18 protein-coding genes are annotated in these 22,041 nt (G+C 72.7%); 6 read left to right on the forward strand and 12 right to left on the reverse strand.

Annotated elements, in window-relative coordinates:
• From ON36_RS29270 to ON36_RS29280, 3 genes are all read right to left on the reverse strand, one after another.
• A partial coding sequence (locus tag ON36_RS29270; RefSeq protein ID WP_043660545.1) for a lipase family protein occupies positions 1-1,229 on the reverse strand: 1,229 nt, incomplete at its 3' end.
• Positions 1,230-1,326: 97 nt separating this feature from the next.
• Positions 1,327-2,493 (reverse strand): esterase/lipase family protein, encoded by a 1,167-nt coding sequence (locus ON36_RS29275; RefSeq protein ID WP_052314482.1) that lies wholly within the window; start codon positions 2,491-2,493, stop codon positions 1,327-1,329.
• 199 nt (positions 2,494-2,692) lie between these two features.
• A complete protein-coding gene (locus ON36_RS29280; RefSeq protein ID WP_085999720.1) occupies positions 2,693-4,249 on the reverse strand; it encodes an AMP-binding protein in 1,557 nt (518 codons plus the stop codon).
• Between the two features lie 104 nt (positions 4,250-4,353).
• On the opposite strand from ON36_RS29280, the gene ON36_RS29285 reads away from it, so the two are divergent.
• The gene (locus ON36_RS29285) at positions 4,354-5,163 is read left to right on the forward strand and encodes a LuxR C-terminal-related transcriptional regulator (protein ID WP_043660524.1); all 810 of its coding nucleotides are present in this window, start codon (positions 4,354-4,356) and stop codon (positions 5,161-5,163) included.
• A gap of 3 nt (positions 5,164-5,166) precedes the next feature.
• Here the strand turns inward: ON36_RS29285 and ON36_RS29290 are convergent, their stop codons facing one another.
• Positions 5,167-5,508, reverse strand: coding sequence for a hypothetical protein (locus tag ON36_RS29290; protein ID WP_052314483.1), 342 nt, complete (start codon positions 5,506-5,508; stop codon positions 5,167-5,169).
• Between the two features lie 113 nt (positions 5,509-5,621).
• On the reverse strand, positions 5,622-6,647 hold the full coding sequence (locus ON36_RS29295) for an LLM class flavin-dependent oxidoreductase (protein ID WP_043660527.1): 1,026 nt from the start codon (positions 6,645-6,647) through the stop codon (positions 5,622-5,624).
• 181 nt (positions 6,648-6,828) lie between these two features.
• Here ON36_RS29295 and ON36_RS29300 point away from each other — a divergent pair, with 181 nt between their 5' ends.
• The 3 genes from ON36_RS29300 (at position 6,829) to ON36_RS29310 (ending at position 10,601) form a co-directional block, all read left to right on the forward strand.
• Complete coding sequence (locus ON36_RS29300; protein ID WP_043660552.1) at positions 6,829-8,535, forward strand: protein kinase domain-containing protein; 1,707 nt, start codon at positions 6,829-6,831, stop codon at positions 8,533-8,535.
• 344 nt (positions 8,536-8,879) lie between these two features.
• Positions 8,880-9,884: a methyltransferase gene (locus ON36_RS29305; protein WP_043660529.1), complete on the forward strand. Its 1,005-nt coding sequence runs from the start codon at positions 8,880-8,882 to the stop codon at positions 9,882-9,884.
• Positions 9,885-9,983: 99 nt separating this feature from the next.
• Positions 9,984-10,601, forward strand: a complete 618-nt coding sequence (locus ON36_RS29310) for a TIGR03085 family metal-binding protein (protein ID WP_043660531.1) — start codon at positions 9,984-9,986, stop codon at positions 10,599-10,601.
• An 89-nt stretch (positions 10,602-10,690) separates the two neighbouring features.
• Here ON36_RS29310 and ON36_RS29315 read toward each other — a convergent pair whose 3' ends face one another.
• From ON36_RS29315 to ON36_RS29330, 4 genes are all read right to left on the reverse strand, one after another.
• Positions 10,691-16,162 (reverse strand): ATP-binding protein, encoded by a 5,472-nt coding sequence (locus ON36_RS29315; RefSeq protein WP_043660534.1) that lies wholly within the window; start codon positions 16,160-16,162, stop codon positions 10,691-10,693.
• 225 nt (positions 16,163-16,387) lie between these two features.
• The gene (locus ON36_RS29320) at positions 16,388-16,990 is read right to left on the reverse strand and encodes a hypothetical protein (RefSeq protein WP_043660537.1); all 603 of its coding nucleotides are present in this window, start codon (positions 16,988-16,990) and stop codon (positions 16,388-16,390) included.
• A 46-nt stretch (positions 16,991-17,036) separates the two neighbouring features.
• Positions 17,037-17,522: an anti-sigma factor antagonist gene (locus ON36_RS29325; protein WP_043660538.1), complete on the reverse strand. Its 486-nt coding sequence runs from the start codon at positions 17,520-17,522 to the stop codon at positions 17,037-17,039.
• Between the two features lie 116 nt (positions 17,523-17,638).
• The gene (locus ON36_RS29330) at positions 17,639-18,307 is read right to left on the reverse strand and encodes a PAS and ANTAR domain-containing protein (protein ID WP_052314486.1); all 669 of its coding nucleotides are present in this window, start codon (positions 18,305-18,307) and stop codon (positions 17,639-17,641) included.
• Positions 18,308-18,400: 93 nt separating this feature from the next.
• Between ON36_RS29330 and ON36_RS29335 the strand changes: the two genes are divergently transcribed.
• Positions 18,401-18,769, forward strand: a complete 369-nt coding sequence (locus ON36_RS29335) for a low affinity iron permease family protein (protein ID WP_083885521.1) — start codon at positions 18,401-18,403, stop codon at positions 18,767-18,769.
• 30 nt (positions 18,770-18,799) lie between these two features.
• On the opposite strand, the gene ON36_RS29340 is transcribed toward ON36_RS29335, so the two are convergent.
• Together ON36_RS29340 and ON36_RS29345 are read right to left on the reverse strand one after the other, a co-directional pair.
• Positions 18,800-19,648 carry a hypothetical protein gene (locus ON36_RS29340; protein ID WP_052314487.1) on the reverse strand — a complete coding sequence of 283 codons (849 nt, stop codon included), beginning with the start codon at positions 19,646-19,648 and terminating at the stop codon, positions 18,800-18,802.
• A gap of 83 nt (positions 19,649-19,731) precedes the next feature.
• The gene (locus ON36_RS29345; RefSeq protein WP_043660540.1) at positions 19,732-20,103 is read right to left on the reverse strand and encodes a hypothetical protein; all 372 of its coding nucleotides are present in this window, start codon (positions 20,101-20,103) and stop codon (positions 19,732-19,734) included.
• Between the two features lie 611 nt (positions 20,104-20,714).
• Here ON36_RS29345 and ON36_RS29350 point away from each other — a divergent pair.
• On the forward strand, positions 20,715-21,131 hold the full coding sequence (locus ON36_RS29350; RefSeq protein WP_043660543.1) for a DUF3052 family protein: 417 nt from the start codon (positions 20,715-20,717) through the stop codon (positions 21,129-21,131).
• A 3-nt stretch (positions 21,132-21,134) separates the two neighbouring features.
• On the opposite strand, the gene ON36_RS29355 is transcribed toward ON36_RS29350, so the two are convergent.
• Positions 21,135-21,827 carry a hypothetical protein gene (locus ON36_RS29355; RefSeq protein ID WP_043660562.1) on the reverse strand — a complete coding sequence of 231 codons (693 nt, stop codon included), beginning with the start codon at positions 21,825-21,827 and terminating at the stop codon, positions 21,135-21,137.
• Positions 21,828-22,041 lie beyond the last annotated feature (214 nt).

Consider the following 22,041-nt stretch of genomic DNA (forward strand, 5'->3'; position numbering starts at 1 on the left):
GTGGAGTGTTCTGTCGGCAGCGCGCGGAACGCGACGGGCACGTCGCGGGTGCAGTGCCGGTCGGCGACGGCACGGCTCTGTTCCATCGGGACGGCGAAGTCGGCGACGCCGTGGTAGAGGTACAGCGGCACGGTGGCGGTGTGACCGGTGAGGTCGGTGGCGGCGAACACTTCGCGCACGGCGGCCGAGTCGAGCGGATTCGCCGGTGCCATACCGACGTCCACCGGCAGGCCGAGCAGGCCGAGCGGCCCGTTGCTGTCCCCGCACAGGTCGCGGACCGGGGAGGTCGCGACCCATCGGCCGAGGGCGTTCAGTTCGGCGAGCAGGCCGGGGTGCTCGCGGGCGACGGCGAGTCCGGCGGCCATGAGGATGCCCGAGGCGACGCCGCCGTTGAACCGCCGCGCGATCGCCGGGTAGTCGCTGATCAGCCCGCCCATGGCCACGCCTGCCAGCGCGCCGGTGAGGTCGGGGGCGTACTCGGGTTGCAGCACGGCCGCGCCGTAGGCCGCGATCGCGCCGCCGGAATAGCCGCCGACGGCGAAACGGCTGTCGCCGAAGGTCTCCGGGAGCAGGCGGCGCACCGCGCGGACGGCGTCGAGGACGGTGTGCCCGGCGACCGTCGGTTCCGCGTAGGCCATCCACGGCCCCTCGTGATCGGGCACGAGGACGGCGTGGCCACGGCTCAGCGCCCAGCCGGTCGTCGGCGGGAAGAGGTCGCCCAGGTTGAACTTGGGATGCGCGCCGTGCGCGAGCGCGTAGCTCGGCGTGCAGGTGGCACCGAGGGAGTTGACGGGCAGCGCGTTCACCACGACCTGCCGGGTCGGCCCCGCGGGCGGTGCGGCCGGGACGAGCAGCGTCGCCGTGCCGAACGAGGGCTCGCCCGCGGAGTCGGTGGTGCGGAACTTCAGCAGCGTCGCCCGCTGGAGCGGGACGATCGCGAACGGCGCGGCCGTCGCGGTGACGTCGCGGCGGTCGATGATCTCCCCGGGGGCCAGGGCGGCGAGCCCGTCGGGCCAGGCGTCGAAGAGCGGGTCGCCGGTGGGGGTGGCGCGGGCGGCCTGCCACAGCGCGGCCAGGTCGGGCGACAGCTGCTTTCCCGGCGGGGACCCTCCCGGCGGGAGGGACGGAGCGGGCACGGGATCGGCCCGGACCGGCACCGCGGGCGCGCCCACCGCCAGGACCAGCGCGGCGAGCGCGGTGAGCATTCGGGAACAACCGGCCTTCGACATGTGTCCTCCCCACGGTGACGGCGCCGGAGGCGCGGGGTGACCGGTGTGCCCGTGTCACCCCGCGCCGGTGGAACATCTTCTGCGAGCGCGGTATCGCCTAGAGCGAGCCGCCGCCGCCGACGACCCAGGGGTTGAACGTGCAGACCAGGTTCGGGCTACCGACCGGGTCCAGCGCACGCAACGCGATCGACAACGCCCGCGGGGAATACATCATCGTCAAATGATCCGAGACATCCTGCTCGCACCCGTCCTGCAACGTGATGTTCGAAACCGTCGCCCCCGCACCCGCCTTCAGGAAGGTCAGATCATAGGGATTGGTCACCTCGTCGTAGCGCGTCCCGACCACCGTGTAATCGACCCCGGCCACCGTGTCACCGTTCGCGTTGAGCCGATTCACGAAATCCGAGCCGATCGTCTGCTGGATACCCGCGTGACCGACGAAGATCTCGATGAAACCGAGGATGTCGATACCGGCGTTGTTGATCATCCGACCCAACGCCCCGATACCGTCGAGCGAGGTCCCGTGATGCGTCGCACCGAAAGTGATCAGATTCTTCACCTTCGCCGCACCACCCTCGTACTTGGTGTACCAGTTCGACATCGACCCACCCTGCGAGTGCGCCACGATGTCGACCTCCTCGGCACCGGTCGCCGCGAGCACCCGATCCACGAAAGTACCCAACTGCTTGGCCGAATCCTGGATATACCCGGTACCCATCACACCCGGCAACACCGAACCCAGGCCACCACCCTCGACCAGATTCGACCGACCGTAATTGAACGTGAACGTGCAATAGCCCGCGTCCTTGATCGGCTGACCCATGAACGCATACCCGTTGTAGGCATTCATCCACGTCCCATGGATCAACAACACCGGACGCGGATGCGCCGCACTCGGCTTGCAGTTCCAGTCGTTGGCACCCGGAGGCGCCGCATCACCATTGGCCAACCCGTAGGCGAACGCCGCCAACCACGACGTCTGCGCCGGGCCCCACCCCCGGGTGTCACTGGCATAACCACCCGAAGACCCCGAACTCGAACCCGAACCGCCGTAGCAGTCACCCGAGCCGTTACCCGACCCGGTACCCGAACCGGAGTTACACGCCGAACCCGACGCACTCCCGCTCGGACCGGCGACGGGCCGCCCGGCCGCGATGATGTCGGCCAGCGCCTGCTCCGTGGGCGCCGCCGGCTCGGCCGAGGCATTGGCCCCCGTCAGCATCAGGGTCAGCGCGCTGACGCCGGTCAGGACGGCCGCGGACATCGAACGTCCGCGACCGCGTATTGCTGTCTTCAAAACTCCCGCCCTTCGGAAAGCGAAAAGGAAACGGCCTCAGGGCCGCACCGAAGGTATGCCGGGAATTTCGCCGGTCGAATGGGTAACGCGTCCGTCTGGGCATCTCACCACCGGTCCGCGCGAACCCCCATGGAACCGCACAGGAAATATTCCGGCGGCGCCCGTTTCAGCGGCGCCGCAGCAGGTAGCGCTGAATCTTTCCGCTGGGGGTCTTGGGCAGTTCGTCGACGAAGTGCACCGCGCGCGGATAGGCGTGGGCGGCGAAACCGGTTTTCACCGAGTCCTGGAGTTCGCGGATCAGCTCGTCGCCCGGCGGCACGCCCGGCGCGAGGACGACGAACGCCTCGACGACCTCGCCGCGCAGCGCGTCGGGCCTGCCGACCACCGCCACGTCGGTGACGGCGGGATGGGTGATGAGCACGCTCTCCACCTCGAAGGGGCCGATGCGGTAGCCGGCCATGATGATCACGTCGTCGTCGCGGGCGGTGAAATAGAAGCGGCCCTCGTCGTCGGTGTGGCCCGTGTCGCCGGTCAGGTACCAGGCGCGGTCGCGGGTGAAACGGGCCGCGGTCCTGTCGGGGGCGTCCAGGTACCCGGTGAAGAACAGCAGCGGGCTGGCGGCGACGTCGATGGCGATCTGGCCGTCCACGACGCCCGTGCGGAATCCGGGCATGGCGGTGCCCATGGAGCCGGGCACGAGCGGGGCGCGCACCGAGTCGTGCCAGTGGTTGTTGACGAACATGCCGTGCTCGGTCTGCCCGTAGTGATCGCGCACCTCGGTCCCCAATGCCGTACGCGCCCAGGTGATCACGTCGGGGGTGAGCGGCTCGCCCGCCGAGGACGCGCGGCGCAGCGAGAACCCGGTGACGGTGGGGTCCTTGCTCAGCGTGCGGTACACCGTCGGCGCGGCGGCGAAATTGGTGACCCGGAGCTCGGCGAGCACGCGGGCGGTGAGCGCCGCGGAGAAACCGCTGCGCAGCAACAGGTTACGGCGGCCGACGGCCAAGGGGCCGAGCACGCCGTAGTACAGGCCGTAGGCCCAGCCCGGGTCGGCGGCGTTCCAGAACACGTCGTCCTCGGCGACGTCGAGCCCGTAGGTCATGTAGCAGCTGAACGCGGCCAGCGCCCGCACCGGGACCGGCACTCCCTTCGGCGTCCCGGTGGTGCCGCTGGTGAACAGCAGGATCAGGGTGCCGTCGCCGCCGACGGCCACCGACCCCGGCATCGGCGCCGAGTCGGCCACCAGCGCGTCGAACTCGGGACCGGCCACGATCGTGGCCACGTCGAGGCCGTCGAGCTTGTCCACCTGGCCGGGTTCGGTGACGACCACCGTGGTGCCCGCCGCGCGCAGGCGCAGCGCGATCGCGGGGGTCGCGAAGGCGGTGAACAGCGGGACGTAGACGGCCCCGAGCCGGGCGATCGCCAGCAGGGCGATCACCAGCTCGGCGCGCTTGCCCATGAGCACGCCGACGGTGTCCCCGCGCCCGACGCCGCGCGCGGCCAGCGCGGTCGCGAACCGGCGCGACCGCTCGGCCAGGTCGCCGTAGGTCAGGTCGGTGGTGACCAGGCGGTCGCCGTCGGTGTCGATCGTCGTGAACGCGACGGCGGCCGGGTCGTGCCGGTCGACCAGCAGCGCGGCGGCGTCGGCGCCGGGCGCGCCGAAGGTCGCCAGCCAGTCCCGCACGGCCTGGTCGGTCGTGACGGCGGGGGCGTGATTCATCATCGGACCTCTGTTCCCACGAGTAAGCTGGATCACAGTGTCGAGGTCGCGCCGCGCGTCGCGACACCCCCCGAAGGGGGGTCGGTTCCGTCGCGAGGAGGTGCACCGTGTCCGACACCGTCCCGCTCGGTCCGCTGCTCGAGGCGCTGCGGCGGATCCGGACCGGCAGCGGGGTGTCGCTCGCGTTCGGTGGGCTCGTCGAGGCGGGCAGGCAGGTGCGGCTGCGGCACTTCGTCGGCCGCACGGCGGGCGCCCTGGACGGGGTCGCGGTCAACATCGGGCACGGGCTCGGCGGGAAGGTCGCCGCGCTGCACCGCCCGATGGTGGTCGACGACTACCTGCGCACCCCGGCCATCACCCACCGCTACAACCCCGTCATCGCCGCGGAGGGGCTGCGGGCCATGGCCGCGGCGCCGGTCATCGTCGACCGCAAACCGGTCGCGGTGCTCTACGGCGCGCTGCACTCGGCCGATCCGCTCGGCGACCGCACGCTCCAGGTGCTGGCCGAGGAGGCCAGGGCCGTCGAGCAGGCGGTGGTGACGGCGCGGGCGGTCCTGGAGCGCGGCCAGGACCCCGAGGTGAGCGCGCTGCGGGACCGGCTCGGCGCGGTCTACGCCGAGCTGCGGGTGCTGGCCCGCGAGGTCGGCGATGCCGCGCTGGCGGACCGGATCGCCCGGATCGGCGAGGAGACGCTGCTCGGGTCCCCGCCGGCCTCCCCCGCCCCGGAGCTCACCGCCCGCGAGGTCGACGTGCTGGCCCTGGCCGCGCTGGGTTACGGGAACGCGCGGATCGCCGACGCGCTCGGGCTCACGGTCGAGACGGTCAAGGGCTATGTGAAGAACGCGCTGCGCAAGCTGGGCGCCTCGACCCGCCTGGAGGCCGTGGTGCGGGCCCGCGGGGCCGGCCTGCTGCCCTGAGCCTCAGCCGCGACCGAGTTCGGCGCGCACGGTCGCCAGCCACTCCTGCGTGCGGATCAGGCCCTTCTCGACGTCCTTGCGGCCGTCGGTGAACCCGAACAGATCGGCGGCCAGCCGGGTCAGCACCGAGCCCTCGGTCTCGGCGAGCTCGTCGAGGACCTCGGTGTCGCCGACCAGGTAGGCCACGGTCGCGGCCCGGCCGTCGGACCAGCGGGCCCGGTGCTCGCCCCAGCCGCCGTCGCGGACGGCGCGGGCCTGCCCGACGATCTCGTCGCGCAATGCCGCGCGGTCGCCCTCCTCGGGCCGCCGGGTCTTGCGCGCCTTCCAGTCGATCCGTTCGGACACGTCCCACCTCTCGCCGGCTGCGGTGCGCACCGATTGTCTCGAGCGGGACGTCGGCCCGTCCAGCCGCCACCCCGATCCCGCGACGCCGGGCCGGGGCGACCGGTCTCCGCCGCTCAGGCGGGGACGGCGGCGGGCGTCCAGCCGAGCGCGGGCGCGATGGACTCGACCGTGTCGTGCAGGATCTGCTCGTAGTCCTCGCGGTGCAGCTCGTAGGGCAGTTCCAGGCGCAGCTCGGTGGTATGGGCCAGGACCGGGTCGGCGTGCAGCTGCTCGAGGATCTGCTCGCTGGTGCCGACGACGTCGGGGGCGAACAGGACGCGGCGCTCGCCCTGCGGTCCCAGGGTGCGGGCGTGGCGGCTCGCGGCGTAGGCGCGGTAGCGCTCGCGGGTGGGCCGGTCGGCGCTGTCGAACGGCACGATGACCCGGCCGATCGCCACGCGGGCGGGCCGGTCGGGGGCGATCCGCGCGCGGTAGTCGGTGAGCAGCGCCAGCTGGGCGGCGGCGAACTCGTCGCTACGGTCGCCGAAGACGATGTTGCCCGACAGCAGGTTCAGCCCCGCCTCGGCCGCCCAGCGCACGGACCGGGTGCTGCCGCCGCCGTACCAGACACGGTCGGCCAGGCCGGGGCTGTGCGGTTGCAGGCGGGGACGCTGGGTGTTGCCCGGCGAGTGGATGACGGTGTCGTCGTCGCCGAGGTAGTCGCCGCGCAGGTTCGCCACCAGGCGCGCGACCCGGCCGTAGGACAGGTCGTAGGTGCGCCAGTCGCCGTCGAAGACGAGATCGCCGATGAGTTCGGCGTGCGGCGGGGTCCCCGCGCTGAAGCCCGGCTGCAACCTCCCCCGCGACAGCACGTCGGCCAGCGACAGGTCCTCGGCCAGCCGGAACGGGCTCTCGTAGCCGATCGGGATGACCGCGCTGCCCAGTTCGATGCGGCGGGTGCGCTGCGCGGCGGCGGCCAGGAACACCGCGGCCGAACCGACCCCGTGCTCGAGGTGGCGCTGGCGGATCCAGCCGCCGTCGAAGCCGCGGCGCTCGGCGTACTCGAACAGCCGCAGCGTGTCCTCCAGCCCCGTGTAGGGGTCCTCGTCGAGGTAGTTGCCCGGCGTCAGGAAGGCGAGCGAACTGATCTGAACTGTCATGTGCTTGTCCTCGTCCGGCGATGGGGCGACCTTCGATGCAACCCGTTCCGGGGCCGCGCGAACAGGATTGCGCTCAGCGGGACTCCAACGGGCCGCCGTCCCGCCACACGGGCGCCAGGGCCCGCACCAGCTCCACTACCATCGGCACGCGGGCAGTCGAGTCGTGAGGGAGGGCCTGCCGGTGCGCGACGGAGATGTCTTCGCCGGATACCTGATCGAACGCCGGCTCGGGCGGGGCGGGATGGGCTCGGTCTATCTGGCCCGCCATCCGCGGCTCCCCCGCCGGACCGCGCTCAAGGTCCTCGACGAGGAGCTGTTCGCCGACACCGAACTGCGCGCCCGTTTCGAACGCGAGGCCGACCTGGTCGCCCAGCTCGACCACCCCAACATCGTCACCGTCTACGACCGCGGCGCCGACGAGGGCCGCCTGTGGATCTCCATGCAGTACATCGACGGGATCGACGCCGCCACCGTGAATCCCGCGGCGCTGCCGCCCGATCGCGCGGTGCAGATCGTCGGGGAGACCGCCGTGGCACTGGATTTCGCGCACGGCCGACACGTCCTCCACCGCGACGTCAAACCGGCCAACATCCTGCTCGCCAAGGGCACCGGCGGCCAGGAGCGGGTGTACCTCACCGATTTCGGGATCGCGCGCCTCACCGACGATCCCGGGCGGCTCACCCAGACCGGCTCGTTCACCGCGACCATCGCCTACGCCTCCCCCGAACAGCTCACCGGCGCGATGATGAGCGGACGGTCCGACCAGTACTCGCTGGCGTGCACGCTGTACTGGCTGCTCGCCGGGGTCGCCCCGTTCGAGGCGGCAGGCCCGGCCGCGGTCATCCAGGGCCATCTCCAGCAGCCGCCGCCCGTGCTGAGCCGGGTCCGCCCTGGCCTGCCCGCGGCACTGGACGACGTGCTCGCGCGGGCCATGGCCAAGTATCCGGGCGAGCGGTTCGCCACCTGCGCCGAGTTCGCCGACGCGGCGCGGCACGCCCTGTCCGGACGGTCCTCGGGCGCGCTGCCGCGCGTGACCGGTCCGTCGACGGATCCCGCTGCGGCGCAAGCGCCGTCCCGCTCGCCGGCATGGAAGGGGGCCGCGGCGTACCCCGCGATGACGCCGAACGCCCCGGCCCGATCCGGCCCGGGTGCGCCGGCACCGATGGCACCGGGGCCCGTGGGGGCGCCGTACGCGCCGCAGGCGGGCCACGTTCCGGGCGGGCCCGCGCCGAGGGGCTACGGCCACGGGCGCCCGCGGCGGCGGTCCAGCACCGGGCTCGTCGTCGGTCTGTGCGCGGCGCTGGTCGTCGCGCTCGCGGCCGGCGTCGGCATCTGGGTGGCGGTCAGCGCCGTCAACGCCCCGCCCGCCCAGCGCGACCTCGACGAGATGCGTCAGGCGTTCCCCGGCCTGCTGCCGTCCGCGGAGATCCCGGCGGGCCAGACCTGGGGCCAGGGCAGCGGATTCGGCGGCATGGGGTGCACGGGGCAGGTGCTGACCGGCCGCCTGACCTGGATCCCCGACGTGCACCCCGACGCGGGCAGCCCGACGGCCTACTGGGACTGCTGGTATGCGGGCAGCTACATGTTCCCCGCGACCAACACCCGCTGGCCGTCGCTGCGCGTCTTCCGCTACGCCTCGGCGGCGGACGCCGAACAGGTGGTCGCCGGATTCACCGGCGGCGGGCGGGAATCCCTGGTCAGCGGCGGCCGCACGTATACGAACTATGTCTGGGGCACCGCGCCCCAGACCACTCCGCGCATGGCTACCGTGTTCCCTGCCGGGGATCGGCGGCACACCATGATTCTGTACTCGACCGGCTACGGCGCGAGCAACGACCCCTCCCGTGAGCAGCTGATCGACTGGTGGAAGACCCTGCCGCTGAACTGATCCGGCGGGAGCCGGCCTGATTCGCCGACACCCCCTCCATCACGTCGCTCCACCAGGAATCCAGCGGGCTCGGCTCGGGCCAGCGGACGAACGGCTTGGGTGACAGACCGGAACGGGCCGCCCGGTCGAGATCGTAGGACATGAGGAATCCCCGTCTGCGGCAGCGGCGCTCGCGGCCGAGCACGCGCACGGCGGTCGTCCGCGACGCCGGCAGGCCTGCATGGTGCCGGGCCTGTGGACTCGGCCCGGCTGGTTCACCCATACAACCACGGCGGGCCACGGGAGCGGACCGGTCGTGACAGACCTGATGCGCAACGGCGCGGGGGCTTGCACACTGGATCGGTATGGGGCACAACGACGCTGCGCGATCCATCCGCCTGATGACCGGCTTGGCCACCCCGATGGCCGTACGGGTGGCGGTGACGCTCGGGCTGCCGGACCGCCTGCTCGGCGACGGCGCGCCGACCGCCGAACTGGCCACCGACCTCGGCGTCGACGCCATCGCGCTCGGGCTCCTGCTCGACCATCTCACCACCCTCGGCTTCACCGAGGAGACGGCGACCGGCCACCGCACCACGGCCTTCGGCCGCCACCTGTGCGCGGACGCGGGCAACGGCCTCGTCGAACTCCTGCATCTGGACGCGGCGGGCGGACGGGCCGAGCTGGCCTTCGCCGAGCTGGCCTACAGCGTCACCACCGGGAAGGCGGCCTATCCGCGACGCTACGGACGGGACTTCTGGTCCGACCTGGCGGAGCACCCGCACCTGCGCGCCTCCTTCGACCGGCAGATGACCAACCGCTTCCGTGACCAGCTGCACCGGCTGGCCACCGGCGTCGACTGGTCGCGGTTCGCGCGACTGGTCGACGTGGGCGGCGGGCGCGGCGACCTGCTCGCCGCCATCCTCACCGCGCATCCCCGGGTGCGGGGGCACCTGGTCGACCTGGCCCCCACCGCGGGCGAGGCGCGGCGCACCTTCGCCGCCCGCGGCTTCGGCGACCGGGCCACGGTCACCGAGGGCAGCTTCTTCGACCCGCTGCCCGCGGGCGCCGACGCCTACCTGCTCTCCGACATCCTGCACGACTGGGACGACGCGGGCGCGGACCGCATCCTGGCCCGCTGCGCGGAGGCGGCCGCGCCGACGAGCCGGATCCTGGTCCTCGAGCCGGTGGGCGGCCTGCGCGCCGCCACCGAGTTCACCCTCGCCATGCTGGTCATGTACGGCGGGCGCGAACGCCGGGTGGACGAGTTCCGCTCCCTCGCCGCGCCCCACGGCCTCGTGCTCGACACCGTCACCGAACTCACCGAGCAGCGCTGCCTGCTCGAATTCGTCCTCGCCCGGCGGGGCTGACGCCGGGCGCCGGGGCGCGCCGACCGCAGGGTTCCCGGTTAGATTGGACGCAGGCGACGAGGCCTCGGCAGATCGGATGGTGTGGTGGCGCACGACAGTATGGCGCAGCGCGAGCGGCGAGCGCTGGTGGAGAGCATGACCGAGGCGGGCCCCGACGCGGGCACCCTGTGCGGGACCTGGACGGTCCGTGATCTGGCCGCGCATCTGGTCGTTCGCGAACGCAGGCCCGACGCCTCCCCCGGCATCCTGCTCGCGCCGTTCGCGGGCTACCTGGACTCGGTGCAGAACAAGACCGCCCGGCGCCCGTTCCCCGACCTGCTCGAGCAGGTGCGGACCGGGCCGCCGTGGTGGTCGCCGCTGCGGCCGGTCGACGCGGTGGTCAACCTGACCGAGATGTTCGTCCACCACGAGGACGTGCGGCGGGCCCGGACCGGCTGGGAGCCACGGGAATTGGCCGACGGCGACGAGGCGCGGCTGTGGAAGCTGCTGCACCGCCTCGGCAGGATGGCCTACCGCAAGTCACCGGTGCGGGTGGTCCTGGAGAACCCGGCGGGCGAGCGGATCGTCGCCCGCGACGCGGCGGGCGAGGGTGTCGTGCTCGCGGGTCCGGCCTCGGAGCTGGTGCTGCACGCCTTCGGCCGCGACCAGGTCCGGTTGCGCGCCACCGGCGACGAGGCCGACATCGCGGCCGTGAACGCCTGCGACCGCAGCGTCTGATCACCCCGGCCGCACCGCACGCGGGCGGCCACCGACAGCGAACCGCCCACCACCGGAACACCGGTGGTGGGCGGTGCGGCGTTCGCGGATCAGACCGCCGCGGACGGCGTCCTGGACTCGATGGCGGCGATGATGCTCGGGCGCAGCTGCGCCACGCTCACGATCGCGTCGACCGAGCCGACCTCCACCGCGCGCTGGATGCTGTGCACCCGGTCGAACTCGGCGGCCACCTCGCCCAGCTTCTCGGCCCGCACCGACGACCGGACCTCGTCCAGCTCGGCGGTCAGGGCGGCGCGGTCGGTGCCGACGGCGTTGGCCGCCGCGGTCTCGAGCTCGCGCACCCGCGGGTCGGCGGCGGTACGGGTGTCGACCTCGCTGGAGAAGACGACCGCCGCGGCGGGCGCGCCACCGAGCACGGACGCGAACGAACCCTCGAGCGCCAGCACCGTCATGTTCGGGTTCAGCGCCTTCGAGAACACCACGAACGCGCCGCCGTGGTAGCGCGAGATCACGCAGAACACGATCGGGCCCTCGAAGTTGACGATGGCCCGGCCGATCTCGGCGCCGTACTCGAGCTGCAGCTTGCGCAGCGACTCCGGCGAGCCGTCGAAGCCCGACAGGTTGGCCAGCACGACCAGCGGACGATTGCCGCTGGCCGCGTTGATCGCCCGCGCGGCCTTCTTCGACGAGCGCGGGAACAGGGTGCCCGCGGTGTAGGTGTCGGGGCCGTCGGTGCCGAGGAATCCGCGACGCGGCACGCTCTGCGACTCGATGCCGAGCAGGCACACCGGGATGCCGCCGAGGTGCGCGTCCTGCACGACCGCGGTCTCCGCGTCGGCCATGCCCGCCCAGCGTTCCAGCACCGGGTGGTCCTGGTCGGCGAGGGCCCGCATGACGGTGCGGATGTCGAAGGGCTTCTTGCGATCCGGGTTCGCCGCCGCCGAGAAGATCTCGCCGACGGTGGCGAAGGCGCTGTCGGCCACCACGTGCGGGAAGTCCGAGATGTCGCGGTCGATCGGGTCGGTGGTGTCGGCCCGGCGCGGACCCTGCTCACCGGGGACCACGTAGGTGTGGTCGTAGTGCGCCATGAGGATGTCGCGGGCGCCGGTGAGGTCGGGCGCCCAGTACTGGGCCTGACCGTTGGGGCCCATGACGCGGTCGTGGCCGCCGATGCCGAAGTTGTCCTCGGCCGAGACGCCGCCGGAGAAGTCCAGCGCCTGCTTGCCGGTGAGCACCATGGTCGAGTCCGGGGTCATGATCAGCACGCCCTTGGTGTGCATGAGCATGGTGGCCTCGGCGTTCCAGTACGGCTGGGCGCCGACGTTGATGCCCGCCACGACGATGTTGATCTCGCCGCCGTCCTGGGTGAACTCGACGATGCGCTTGAGCGCGGCGGCCACCCAGTCCATGTTCTCCGTGCCGGAGGTCATGGAGATGCGGGCGCCCGAGGACAGCGCGTACCACTCCAGCGGCACCCGCAGCTGCTCGGCCAGATCCAGCGCCGCGATGACCCGGCGGCACTCCGGCTCCGACAGCGCGCCCAGCGACTTCGTCGGGTCGCCGAGCAGCAGGACCCGGGTGACGCCCTCGGGATGGCGCTCGGTGCGGGTGGTCACCACGCCGGCGACCATCGCGGCCTTGTTGCGGCCCTTCGGGCGGTCGACGGGCACGAGCTTGTGCTCGTCGTCGAGGTCGTACTCGGCGAATTCGCCGAGCAGGCCGGTCAGCTCGTACGGGTAGACGGTGTTGCGGGCCGCGGCGCGCAGCACCTTCTGGCGGTACTCGTCGAGCGGCTCGACGGCCTCGTCGGTGCGTTCGCCGACGGTCACCTGCGCGGCGCCGGTGACGCCGAACGAGATCTGCAGCGCGACCTTGGTCAGCTCGCCGGTGCGCGGATCGCGGCGCCGGGCGATGAGCAGGATCTCCTCGAGGTTCGCGCCCGCGGCGGTGGGCAGCACGTGGCTGCCGAGCGTCTCGAGCTCCTCGGTGGTGACGTCCATCGGCGGCCAGATGTACATGACGATGCGGTTGGTGTTGAACCGCTTGGCCGACGGGCGCCGCGACTGGGCGCGGCGGATGGAGTCCACGCAGGTGGCGATCGCGCCCTCGGCGCTGGGCAGCGCGATCAGGCGGCCCTCGTGGTCGCGCAGCGCGGCCAGGTCGCGGACCTGGGCGAAGGCGACGAGACGCTCGTCGGCCGGGTTCTCCTTGGCGACGCAACGGAACAGGTAGACCTCCTCGTTGTCCGAGGAGGACAGGCGGGTGAGGTCGAACTTGCGCAGCCGCTCCATCTGCATGCGCTGCGCGATGTAGGGGTGCAGGCCGCGGATGAGCCGTTCCTCGGCCATGCCGGTGGCCGACGGGCGGAAGGTGAAGTGGTGGTGCATGACCGCGTTGTCGCTGCCCGCGACGGTGGCGGTGATGCGCTGGACCTGCTTGGGCAGCGGGTGCGCGCCGAGCACGTCCTGCAGGGCCGCGGCCATCGCGTCGAAGTCCTCGGGCTGGGACTCCCAGCTCAGGTAGATGTCGGCGTCGATGGAGGCGGCGCCGTCGGCGATCCGGCCGAGTCCGGCCACCGCGCTGCCGAATTCGTCGAAGCGCACCGCGGCCGAGACCAGGGTGGCGCCCTTGCGCTCGGCGACGACGAAGGTGACACCCTCCGCCTGCTCGGTGCGGACGCCGGTCAGGCCCTTGTTGCCGTAGTAGCGGCGGGTCAGCACCTCGAGCATGACCGTGTGGTCGGGCTTGTTGCGCACGAGACGCTGGCCGAGCAGCCGCACCAGCGGTTCGGTGCTGCGCACCATGTCCGCGATCCGCTCGGCGCGGTCCGGCGCGGCCGGGTTCGCGTCGAGGTGGCTGAGGTGGCGGCGGGCGTCGGTGTAGGCGCGGGCGCGGTTGCGGCGCAGCAGCGGCTGGCCGTACCAGGCGTAGACCAGCCCACGGGTCAGGTCGGCGATGACCGGGAACCGCACCTGGGTGGCGGCCACCAGACGCTCGAGCGCCAGGCCGGCCGGCTCGCGCAGCACCTGATCGGGCATGGGCTCCGACAGCCATTCGCGCAGCAGGGTCGTCACCACGTTCGCGGTGTCGGCCGGGCGCTGCTGGGCAAGGAAGATGCGGAAGACCGCGGCCTCGAGGTCCGGGGTGCGGTCGAGGTCGGTGATCCCGTAGTGGCCCAGCGCCTTGGCCAGCTTGGCGCGGTAGGACTCGGGCAGTCCGGCCCGCTCCACGTCCAGGCTCTGCAGGTAGGTGTGGAAGTGCTCGCGGGCGCTGTGCACGTGGCCGTGGCCGTGCTCGTCGTCGGCCGGGCGGTTGTGGCTGAGCTCGGCCAGGTCGGTGAAGACGCCGAGCAGCTCGATCTCCTCGGCCAGCGGCCGGTGGTTGTCGGCGATGGCGGCGCGGCGCGCGGCGAGGTAGTCGGCCAGGATGCGGCCCTCGTCGTGCGGGTCGACGTCGAAACCGAGCAGCAGGCTGCGCAGGTCCTGCTGGCCGCGCTCGACGCGCTCGTGGGTCAGCACCGGCGTCGGGTCGGCGGGCAGGTCGAGTTCGACGGTGCCACCGGCGGTCTCGTCCTCCTCGCCCTCCTCGGCGAGCGGCTCGAGCCGCAGCAGCGGGGCGCCGGTCTCGACCTGGGTGCCGACCGAGACCGTGCACTCCTTGAGCCGCCCGCGGAACGGAGCGCGGAGTACCGTCTCCATCTTCATGGACTCGAGCACGAGCACCGGCGCGCCCGCCTCGACCTCGGCGCCGACCTCGAGCGGGGTGCCGACGACCAGCGCGGGCGCGGGCGAGCGCACGACGCCGCCCTCGTCGCGGCTGATCCGGTGCGTGACGCCCTCGACGTCGACGACGTGGATGGGGCCGTGGGTGCCGGTGATCAGGCGGTAGCGGGTGCCGTTGACCACGATCTGGCCGGTGTGGGTGTCGAAGCGCTCCAGCTCGACGTCGGCGGTGCGGTGGTCGCCGCCCGCTTCGACGCCGACGCGGAAACGGTGGGCGCCGATGCGCGCCACGCGCACCCGGTAGCTCGCGCCGCGCAGCTTGAGGTCGATCGGGCGGCCGCTCTCGTGCTGGACCTGCGGGCGGCCGCCGGAGGCGGTGGACAGCAGGCGGTGCCGCTCGGCGCGCTCGTCGTCCTCGTAGGCGTCGATGGCCGCGGCGGCGAGGGCGACCGTGGAGTGCCGGTGCGAGATCAGCCGTCCCTCACCGCGCACGCGGTCGATCCAGCCGGTGTCGGCGCTGGCGTCGATGACCTCGGGCTGGTCGAGCAGGTCGAGCACGAAGCTCTTGTTGGTGGCGCCGCCCTCGATGACCACGCGGGTCTGGGCCATGGCCCGGCGCAGGCGGCCCAGCGCCTCGTCGCGGTCGCGGCCGTAGGCGATGATCTTGGCGATCATGGAGTCGAAGTCGGCGGGGATGGTGTCGCCCTCGCTGACGCCGGTGTCGACGCGGATGCCGGGGCCCGCGGGCAGGTCGAGACGGACGATGCGGCCCGGGGCGGGCGCGAAGTCGCGGTCGGGGTCCTCGGCGTTGAGGCGGGCCTCGATGGCGTGGCCGCGCTCGACCGGCGGCTCACCGGTCAGCTTGCGGCCGGAGGCGACCGAGATCTGGGCGTGCACCAGGTCGAAACCGGTGGTGATCTCGGTGATCGGGTGCTCGACCTGCAGCCGGGTGTTGACCTCGAGGAAGGCGAACAGCTTCTCGCCGGGGTGGTACAGGAACTCCACGGTCGCCGCGCCGCAGTAGCCGACGCGCACGGCGAGGCGCTCGGCGGAGGACTTGAGTTCGGCGGTCTGCTCGGGGCCCAGCACCGGGGAGGCGGACTCCTCGATGACCTTCTGGTTGCGTCGCTGCACCGAGCAGTCGCGCACGCCGAGCGCCCAGGCCGAACCCTGCCCGTCGGCGATGACCTGCACCTCGACGTGGCGGGCGCCGGTGACCAGGCGCTCCAGGAAGACCACGCCGCTGCCGAAGGCGCGGGCGGCCTCCTGGCGGGTGCGCTCGTAGGCGTCGACGAGCTCGGCCTCGTTGGTGATGACGCGGATACCCCGGCCGCCGCCGCCGGCGGTCGCCTTGAGCATCAGCGGGTAGCCGATGCGGCCCGCGGCCTCGATGGCGTCCTCGACCGTGTCGACCGGGCCGCGGCTCCACGGGGCGACGGGTACGCCGACCTCCTCGGCGATCAGCTTGGCGCCGATCTTGTCGCCGAGCTTGCGCATGGCATCGGCGCTGGGGCCGATGAAGGTGACACCGATCTGGTCGCACAACTCCGCGAACGCCGGGTCCTCGGCGACGAATCCCCAGCCGACCCAGGCCGCGTCGGCCCGGGTCGCGGTGAGCGCGGCTTCGAGGGCCTTGAGGTCGAGGTAGGGCCGGGCGGATGCCGGGCCGAGGTCGTAGGAGACGTCGGCTTCCCGAACGAACGTGGCGTTGCGGTCGACATCGGTGTACAGCGCGACGGTTTCGATCGGTAGACCGGTCGCCGCCGAGAGGTCACGGACGGCGTGGATGAGGCGCATGGCGGCCTCTCCCCGGTTCACGATGGCGATGCGGCTGAACACTCGCCGACTCCTTCCTTTCCAGAGGACATACGGGCCCGGGCAGGTGAGGGTTCGAACTCCCGGTTCTGTAGCGAAGTGTGCACCCTCGCGTCCCGTATGTGTACAGCGTTCGGGGGTTACCCGCACGTATCGTGCAATCGATCATCGCGAGGGTCGCTGTTACCGGCAGGTTTTCCGGCGCCCTGATGAGCGGTCACAAACCGGAACGATCGGCGCCGGGGCCGGTCACAGCCGGAAGATCCGGGCGCGGCGCGTCGGATCGGCGGCGATCCCGCGCGCCGGGGCGGCGACCGGCCGGTCCAGGTGCAGGCCGACCAGCGAGGCGACATCGGCGGCCGATTCCGCGGCCGCGCGCAGGGTCAGCGGCAGCGCGCCGTCCTCGGCCAGGGCGGTGGCGAGTTCGTGCAGCTCGGCGGCCAGCGGGACGAGGTGGGCCTCGGCGGCCGCGATGTTCGGGCCCAGCGTGCGCAGGGCCGGGTCGGCGGGGTCGGCGGCGACCACGGCGTCGACGTGCTGGCCGGCGCGCAGCATGCCCGCGACGACCGCGCCCAGGTCGAGCGCGAGGTCCTCGCAGTGCCCGACCATGGCGCGATAGCGGGGCGGGGTGTGCAGGGCGTGCTCGGTGATCATCCGCGCGGCGGTGCCGATCGCGGCGACCGCGTGCTGGCACCGCGCCAGCGGGACCACGGCCGAGACGCCGGGCGGCACGTCGGCGAGACGGCGCCGGGCGAGGGCGAGCATCGCGACCACTCGTCCGGGATCGCCGCCGTCCCCGTCCGGGTGCGGCCGGCGGGGGTGCGGAGCCGGACCGGTGAAGTCGCCGCGCATGGCCCACAATGCTAGGCCGCGGGACACGCCCGGTTGTCGAGGCCGGTCATCGCCGCGAGTCGGCGCGCGGGGGTCGCCGCGGGACGCACGCCCGCCCGGGGGACGCGGGCGCCACGACGTCGGCGGGCCCGGCGGGGACACGGGTGGCGACCGGTAACCATTCGTCCAGGCCGATGGCGCGGCTCACCCGGATCAGCCAGGGCTGGTCGGCGACGACCAGCAGCCGCCCGCCCGCCGCGTGGCAGCGCTGGGCGCGCACGGCGAGGTCCTCGAGTGCCCGGCACGACAGGAAGGTGAGCTCGCGCAGGTCGACGATCAGCTGATCGCCCGGACCGAGCCGCCGCGCCGCGTCGTCGAGCAGGCGGCACCAGCGGTGCTGGGTGTAGGCGTCGACCTCTCCGCGCGGCGACAGCACCACCGCGCCGGGACGGCGCTCCCGGCGCGCGTCGAGGCGATCCCGGGTGTCGGGTGGTTCGTCGGCGGTCGGGGGGAAGGTCGCGACGATGTCGCGTTCGTGACCCGTGGTCGTCATGTGTGCTCGGATCCTCGGCACCAGCGGCACAAGCCGCCCCGGCGGACCCTGCTCGATCAAGGCGGACCGGTGCGTCCATTGCACCACACCCGGGCACGGGTGTCACGGGGCGCCGGTCAGCACTCCAGGTGCTCGTGGCAGGTGAGCAGGAGATGGTCGAAGGCGCTGACAGCCTGCGGGCTCGGCGCGGGAACCGAGGACAGGCCCGCGATGACGCACCCGGCGATGTCGCGCAGCTTGACGTTGGTCTCCTGTGAGCGCCAGACCAGGACCTTGAACGCCTGCTCGGCGCTGATCCCGTACATCCGCATCAGCACGCCCTTGGCCTGCTCGATGACCGCGCGGGAGGCGACCGCGCCCGAGACCGCCGCGTCGACCGCGGCTTTCGTGGCGGCGCCGACGGTCTCGGTCAGGTCGAGGTAGTAGCCGCTGGTACCGACGGGTTCGCCGTCGTCGTCGAGGATGCGGTCGGCCACGACCATCACCGTGTGCACCTTGCCCCTGGTGTCGATGAACCGGTGCCTGCTCGAGAACGGCTCCCCCAGCTCCAGGGTGCGAGTGATGAGCTCGGAGACCACGTCGCGGTCGTCGGGGTGCTTGTGCGAGAGCAGCAGTTCTGTGGTCGGTTCGACCTCGCCCGGGGTGTAGCCGTGCATGCGGTAGACCTCCGACGACCACTCCCAGCGCTGGGTGGCGAACCAGCAGGTGAAGGCGCCGACGGACGCGGGCCGGTGGCCAACGCCGGTCAGGTCGTCGTCGGGGGTGATCGCCTCGGAATCCGTCACCCCTCCATTATCGGGACGCGGGGTGTTCGGTCGCCACCGGGCCGGGTACTCCCGTGGTATCCGAGCGAAGCAGTGCCCACCGGAGCGCAGCGCATGACCGACCCGATAGCCCACCGCCTGGCCACCTCGATCCCCGACGCCGTCACCCACGGGGCGGGGAGCCGCTGGACCTGGCTGGTGGTGACGCTCCTCGCGGTGACGGCCCTCGCCGGCGGGGTGTGCACCGGCTTCCCGCCGTGGTGGCAGACCACGGTCTACACCACCGGCGCGTTGACCAGCGTCGTCATGCTGTTCCTGATCCAGCACACCACCAACCGCAACGATCACGCGGTGCTGATCAAGCTCGACGAACTGCTGAACGCGACCAGCGGGGCCCGCGCGGCCTTCCTCGATCTCGAGGACCGCCAGGTGCGCGACCAGGAGGAGTTGCACGATCGGCTGATCGACGCCGAGGGAGACTGAGCGCGCCGGTCCGCCGCGCCGGTCCGCTCCTCACCACCCGCCGTCGAAGAACGCCGACAGCGCCGGAACCGGCTCGACCGCGGTGGTGGCGTTGGCCCCGGCGACGATCAGCGCCCCGACGGTGAGCACCGCGGCGAGGACGGCGTAGCCCGCCAGGAGGCGGCGGGCGCGCCGATCGCCGCGATCGGTGCGCGCGCAGCGGCGCCACAGCAGCGCCGTCACCGCGAGCAGCGCGGCGGCCGCCACCACCGCGACGGCCACCATGACCGCGTGGTAGCGGGCGAAGTCGGTGATGAGCGCGTCGAGCGCGGGCGGCGCGGGCGTGCCGTCCTCGGCCACCCGGTCCAGCCGGGACCGGACCTGGTCGAGCACGGCCGCCGAGGCGGCGCTCGGCCGGTCGGTCAGCAGCGGGAGCAGCGAGGCCAAGGGGGCCAGTGCCCCTTGCACGTTGGCCGCGAGCGCGGTGAGCGCGAGGACGGCCAGCGCGGTCGCGCCGAGACCGGTCGCCGCCAGCGGCGCGGCGGCCGCCCGCCTGGCCCAGGCCGGACGCGCCCAGGCCCGCCAGACGCGGGCCAGCGCGACCGCGAGCACGACCAACAGGATCGCCGCGACGACGGCCTTGACGACGTGGTACCAGTGCCAATAGTCCACCACCGCCGCGAGTTCCGGCGTCAGCGCCCGTCCGCCCGCGTCCCAGTAGGCGCCGAACGCGACGGCCAGCGCGTCGCGCATCTCGGTGTCGCCGGCGAAGCCGGTGCCTGCCAGGCGGGCGGCGACGACGCGCGGCGCGACGACGAAAACGACGACGAGCACCGGTACCGCGACCGCGAGGACGCGATCTGGCAACCGTGCGGAATGCGACTCGGCGAGGGTGGGCACGACGATTCCTCCGGCTCGGGCGGAAATCACTCGGCTACACCCTACGAACACCGCGCGCGGTGCTCCGCACGGCACCCGCCACCTCAGACCTCGAGGTCGCCTTCGATGCTGCGCAGGGTGTGCCGGGCCAAGGCCAGGTTCGCACGGTTGCGGTCGAGGACCAGGTAGAGGAACAGGCCGTGCGCCTTGCGGTGGGTCACGGGCCGGATGATGTGGAACTGGGACGACAGGGTGATGAGGAAGTCCTCGATGTCCTCGTTGAGGCCCAGCTGTTCCATGGTGCGCAGTTTGGCGCGCACGACCTCGGTGTTGCCCGCCGCCGCGACCTGCAGATCGAGCGATTTCGAACTGGACAGGGTGCCCAGCGCCATACCGCTGGTGAAGTCGACCACCGCCGCGCCGATCGCGCCGTCGATGACCATCATGTCTTTCAGCGAGACATCCATATTCGCCATTGCCGTGCCCTTTCTCTCGTGTTCGACACCCGGCTGACGCCCACTTCAGTGCCTCGAACGTGTTGCAGGGCAGGACATTACACAGGCCGCTCAGCGTGCGCGCGGCAAACGACGGGAAATTACACGGCAATTCGGAATTGAACCGGCGAAAATACCATACGGTATCTGATAAGCCGGAAAACCGACACCGGGACCGGGCGGGAATTCGCCGGACGGCTCGGCGGGAAAGTCCGCGCGCCACAGCGGAAATGCCGCTGATCGATCCGCCCGCGCCCGGGCCGTCCCGGCACCGCGGGCCCGATCTCCCCGGGCGGACGGCCGCCGGCCCGGGCCCGCCGCGGCGGGCCCGTCGGCAAGTCGTGCCGCCCGATCGCGTGTCGGTCACCCGCGGGCGCGGGTGGGCGGGATAGCATCGGCACCGCCGTGTGACGTGGCGGCGTCACGGGGTGTACGGGGAAGGGTCCGCCCGGCCGGTTTCCGGCCGGGCGGGCCGCGTACTCCGCTCCGCCGTTTCCGGCGTGCCCCCGCGCGGGTGGCGCTATTCTGTCGTTTCGATTGCGTAGTAGCTCTTCGGTGTTCGGCGACCGTCTCGAAACGACAAGGGGCTCGACATGACCGACGCGGTGCAGGCGGCGGGCGAACTCGCCGCGCAATTGGGAATCGAATCCGGCGACATCGTCCTCGAGGCGGGCTGGGACTCCGATGTGGACCGGCTGCTGAGCTCGAACATCGCCGAACTCAGCGGAAGGCCGACCGTCGACGAGGACCACGACGGGGTCGCCGAGGTGGTGGTGCTGTGGTTCCGCGAGGGCGACGACCTGCTCGAGGACGCCCTCGCCGAGCTCGCCCCCGTCTTCGACCACGCGTTCTGGCTGTTCACGCCACGGGTCGGCCGCGAGGGCTGGGTGGATCCCGCCGACATCTTCGACGCCGCGGCCGTGGCCGAGCTGACCGTCGAGCTGCACACCCTCACGCTGCCCGAGTGGTCGGGCACCCGCCTGTACCGGCGCGACCAGGCGCCGGACTGAGCCTCAGACCGCCACGGCGCGTCCCCGCGCGAAGGCGATGACCTCCGCCGCCCGCCCCGGGTCGCCTGCCGCGGCCGCGCGCTCCGCGAGGCCGCGGCAGGCCTCCTCGAAACCGGGGCCTGCGCCGTCTGCGCCGTCAGCGCCGTCAGCGCCGTCCTCGGCGAGCAGCACGACGAGAGCCTCGCACGCGGCGAGCGACGAATGCTCGGCGGCCAGCAGTTCCGCCGCGTAGCAACCCGGTTCGAGCAGCCGCAGCGCGCGGCGGGCGTAGGCGTGCACGCGCCGTGGCAGTTGCGCGCGGACGGCCTCGACGTCGGCGGCGTCGGCGGGACCCCCGGGGCGTTCGGGATCGCTGCGCAGCGCCCACCAGGCCGTCGTGTCGGGCGGGAGTTCGCCCTCGCCGAGCAGGTCGGGGCCGGTCACCCGGTCGGGTTCGAGGAGGGACCCGTCGCGCAGCCCGGCCCGCCACGACTCGAACTCCCACCACGGCGCGGGGGTCGCGCTCAGGGTGAGGCCGAAGCGCACGATCTGCCTGCCCTCGGTCCAGCTGCGCCGTATCCGGGTCCGGCCGATCCGGGCCACCCCGTCGGGCAGCACGCAGGTCCAGGTCGTGCCGGATCCGTGGAACCCGTACGGCCGCAACAGCTTACCCACTTCACGTGTCAGTCGGCGCACCGCCGCATCCGGTCCGGACATGACGAGCACAGTAGCGGCGGGCACCGACAGTTCCCCGCCACGGGCGCTCGGCGCGTGTCCGCCGCGGCGGCAGGGCGATTCGTGTCGGCGCGCCGTGCGAGAGTGGACCGGCACCGACCCGTCCGACGAAGGGAGTCCCCCGTGTGGCCCAGCGACTGGCCTGCGGTCCCCCGCGCGATCGCCACCGCGACCGACGCCGCGGTCCGCGCCGCGC

The organism is Nocardia thailandica NBRC 100428 (assembly GCF_000308795.1).
Taxonomy (GTDB): domain Bacteria; phylum Actinomycetota; class Actinomycetes; order Mycobacteriales; family Mycobacteriaceae; genus Nocardia; species Nocardia thailandica.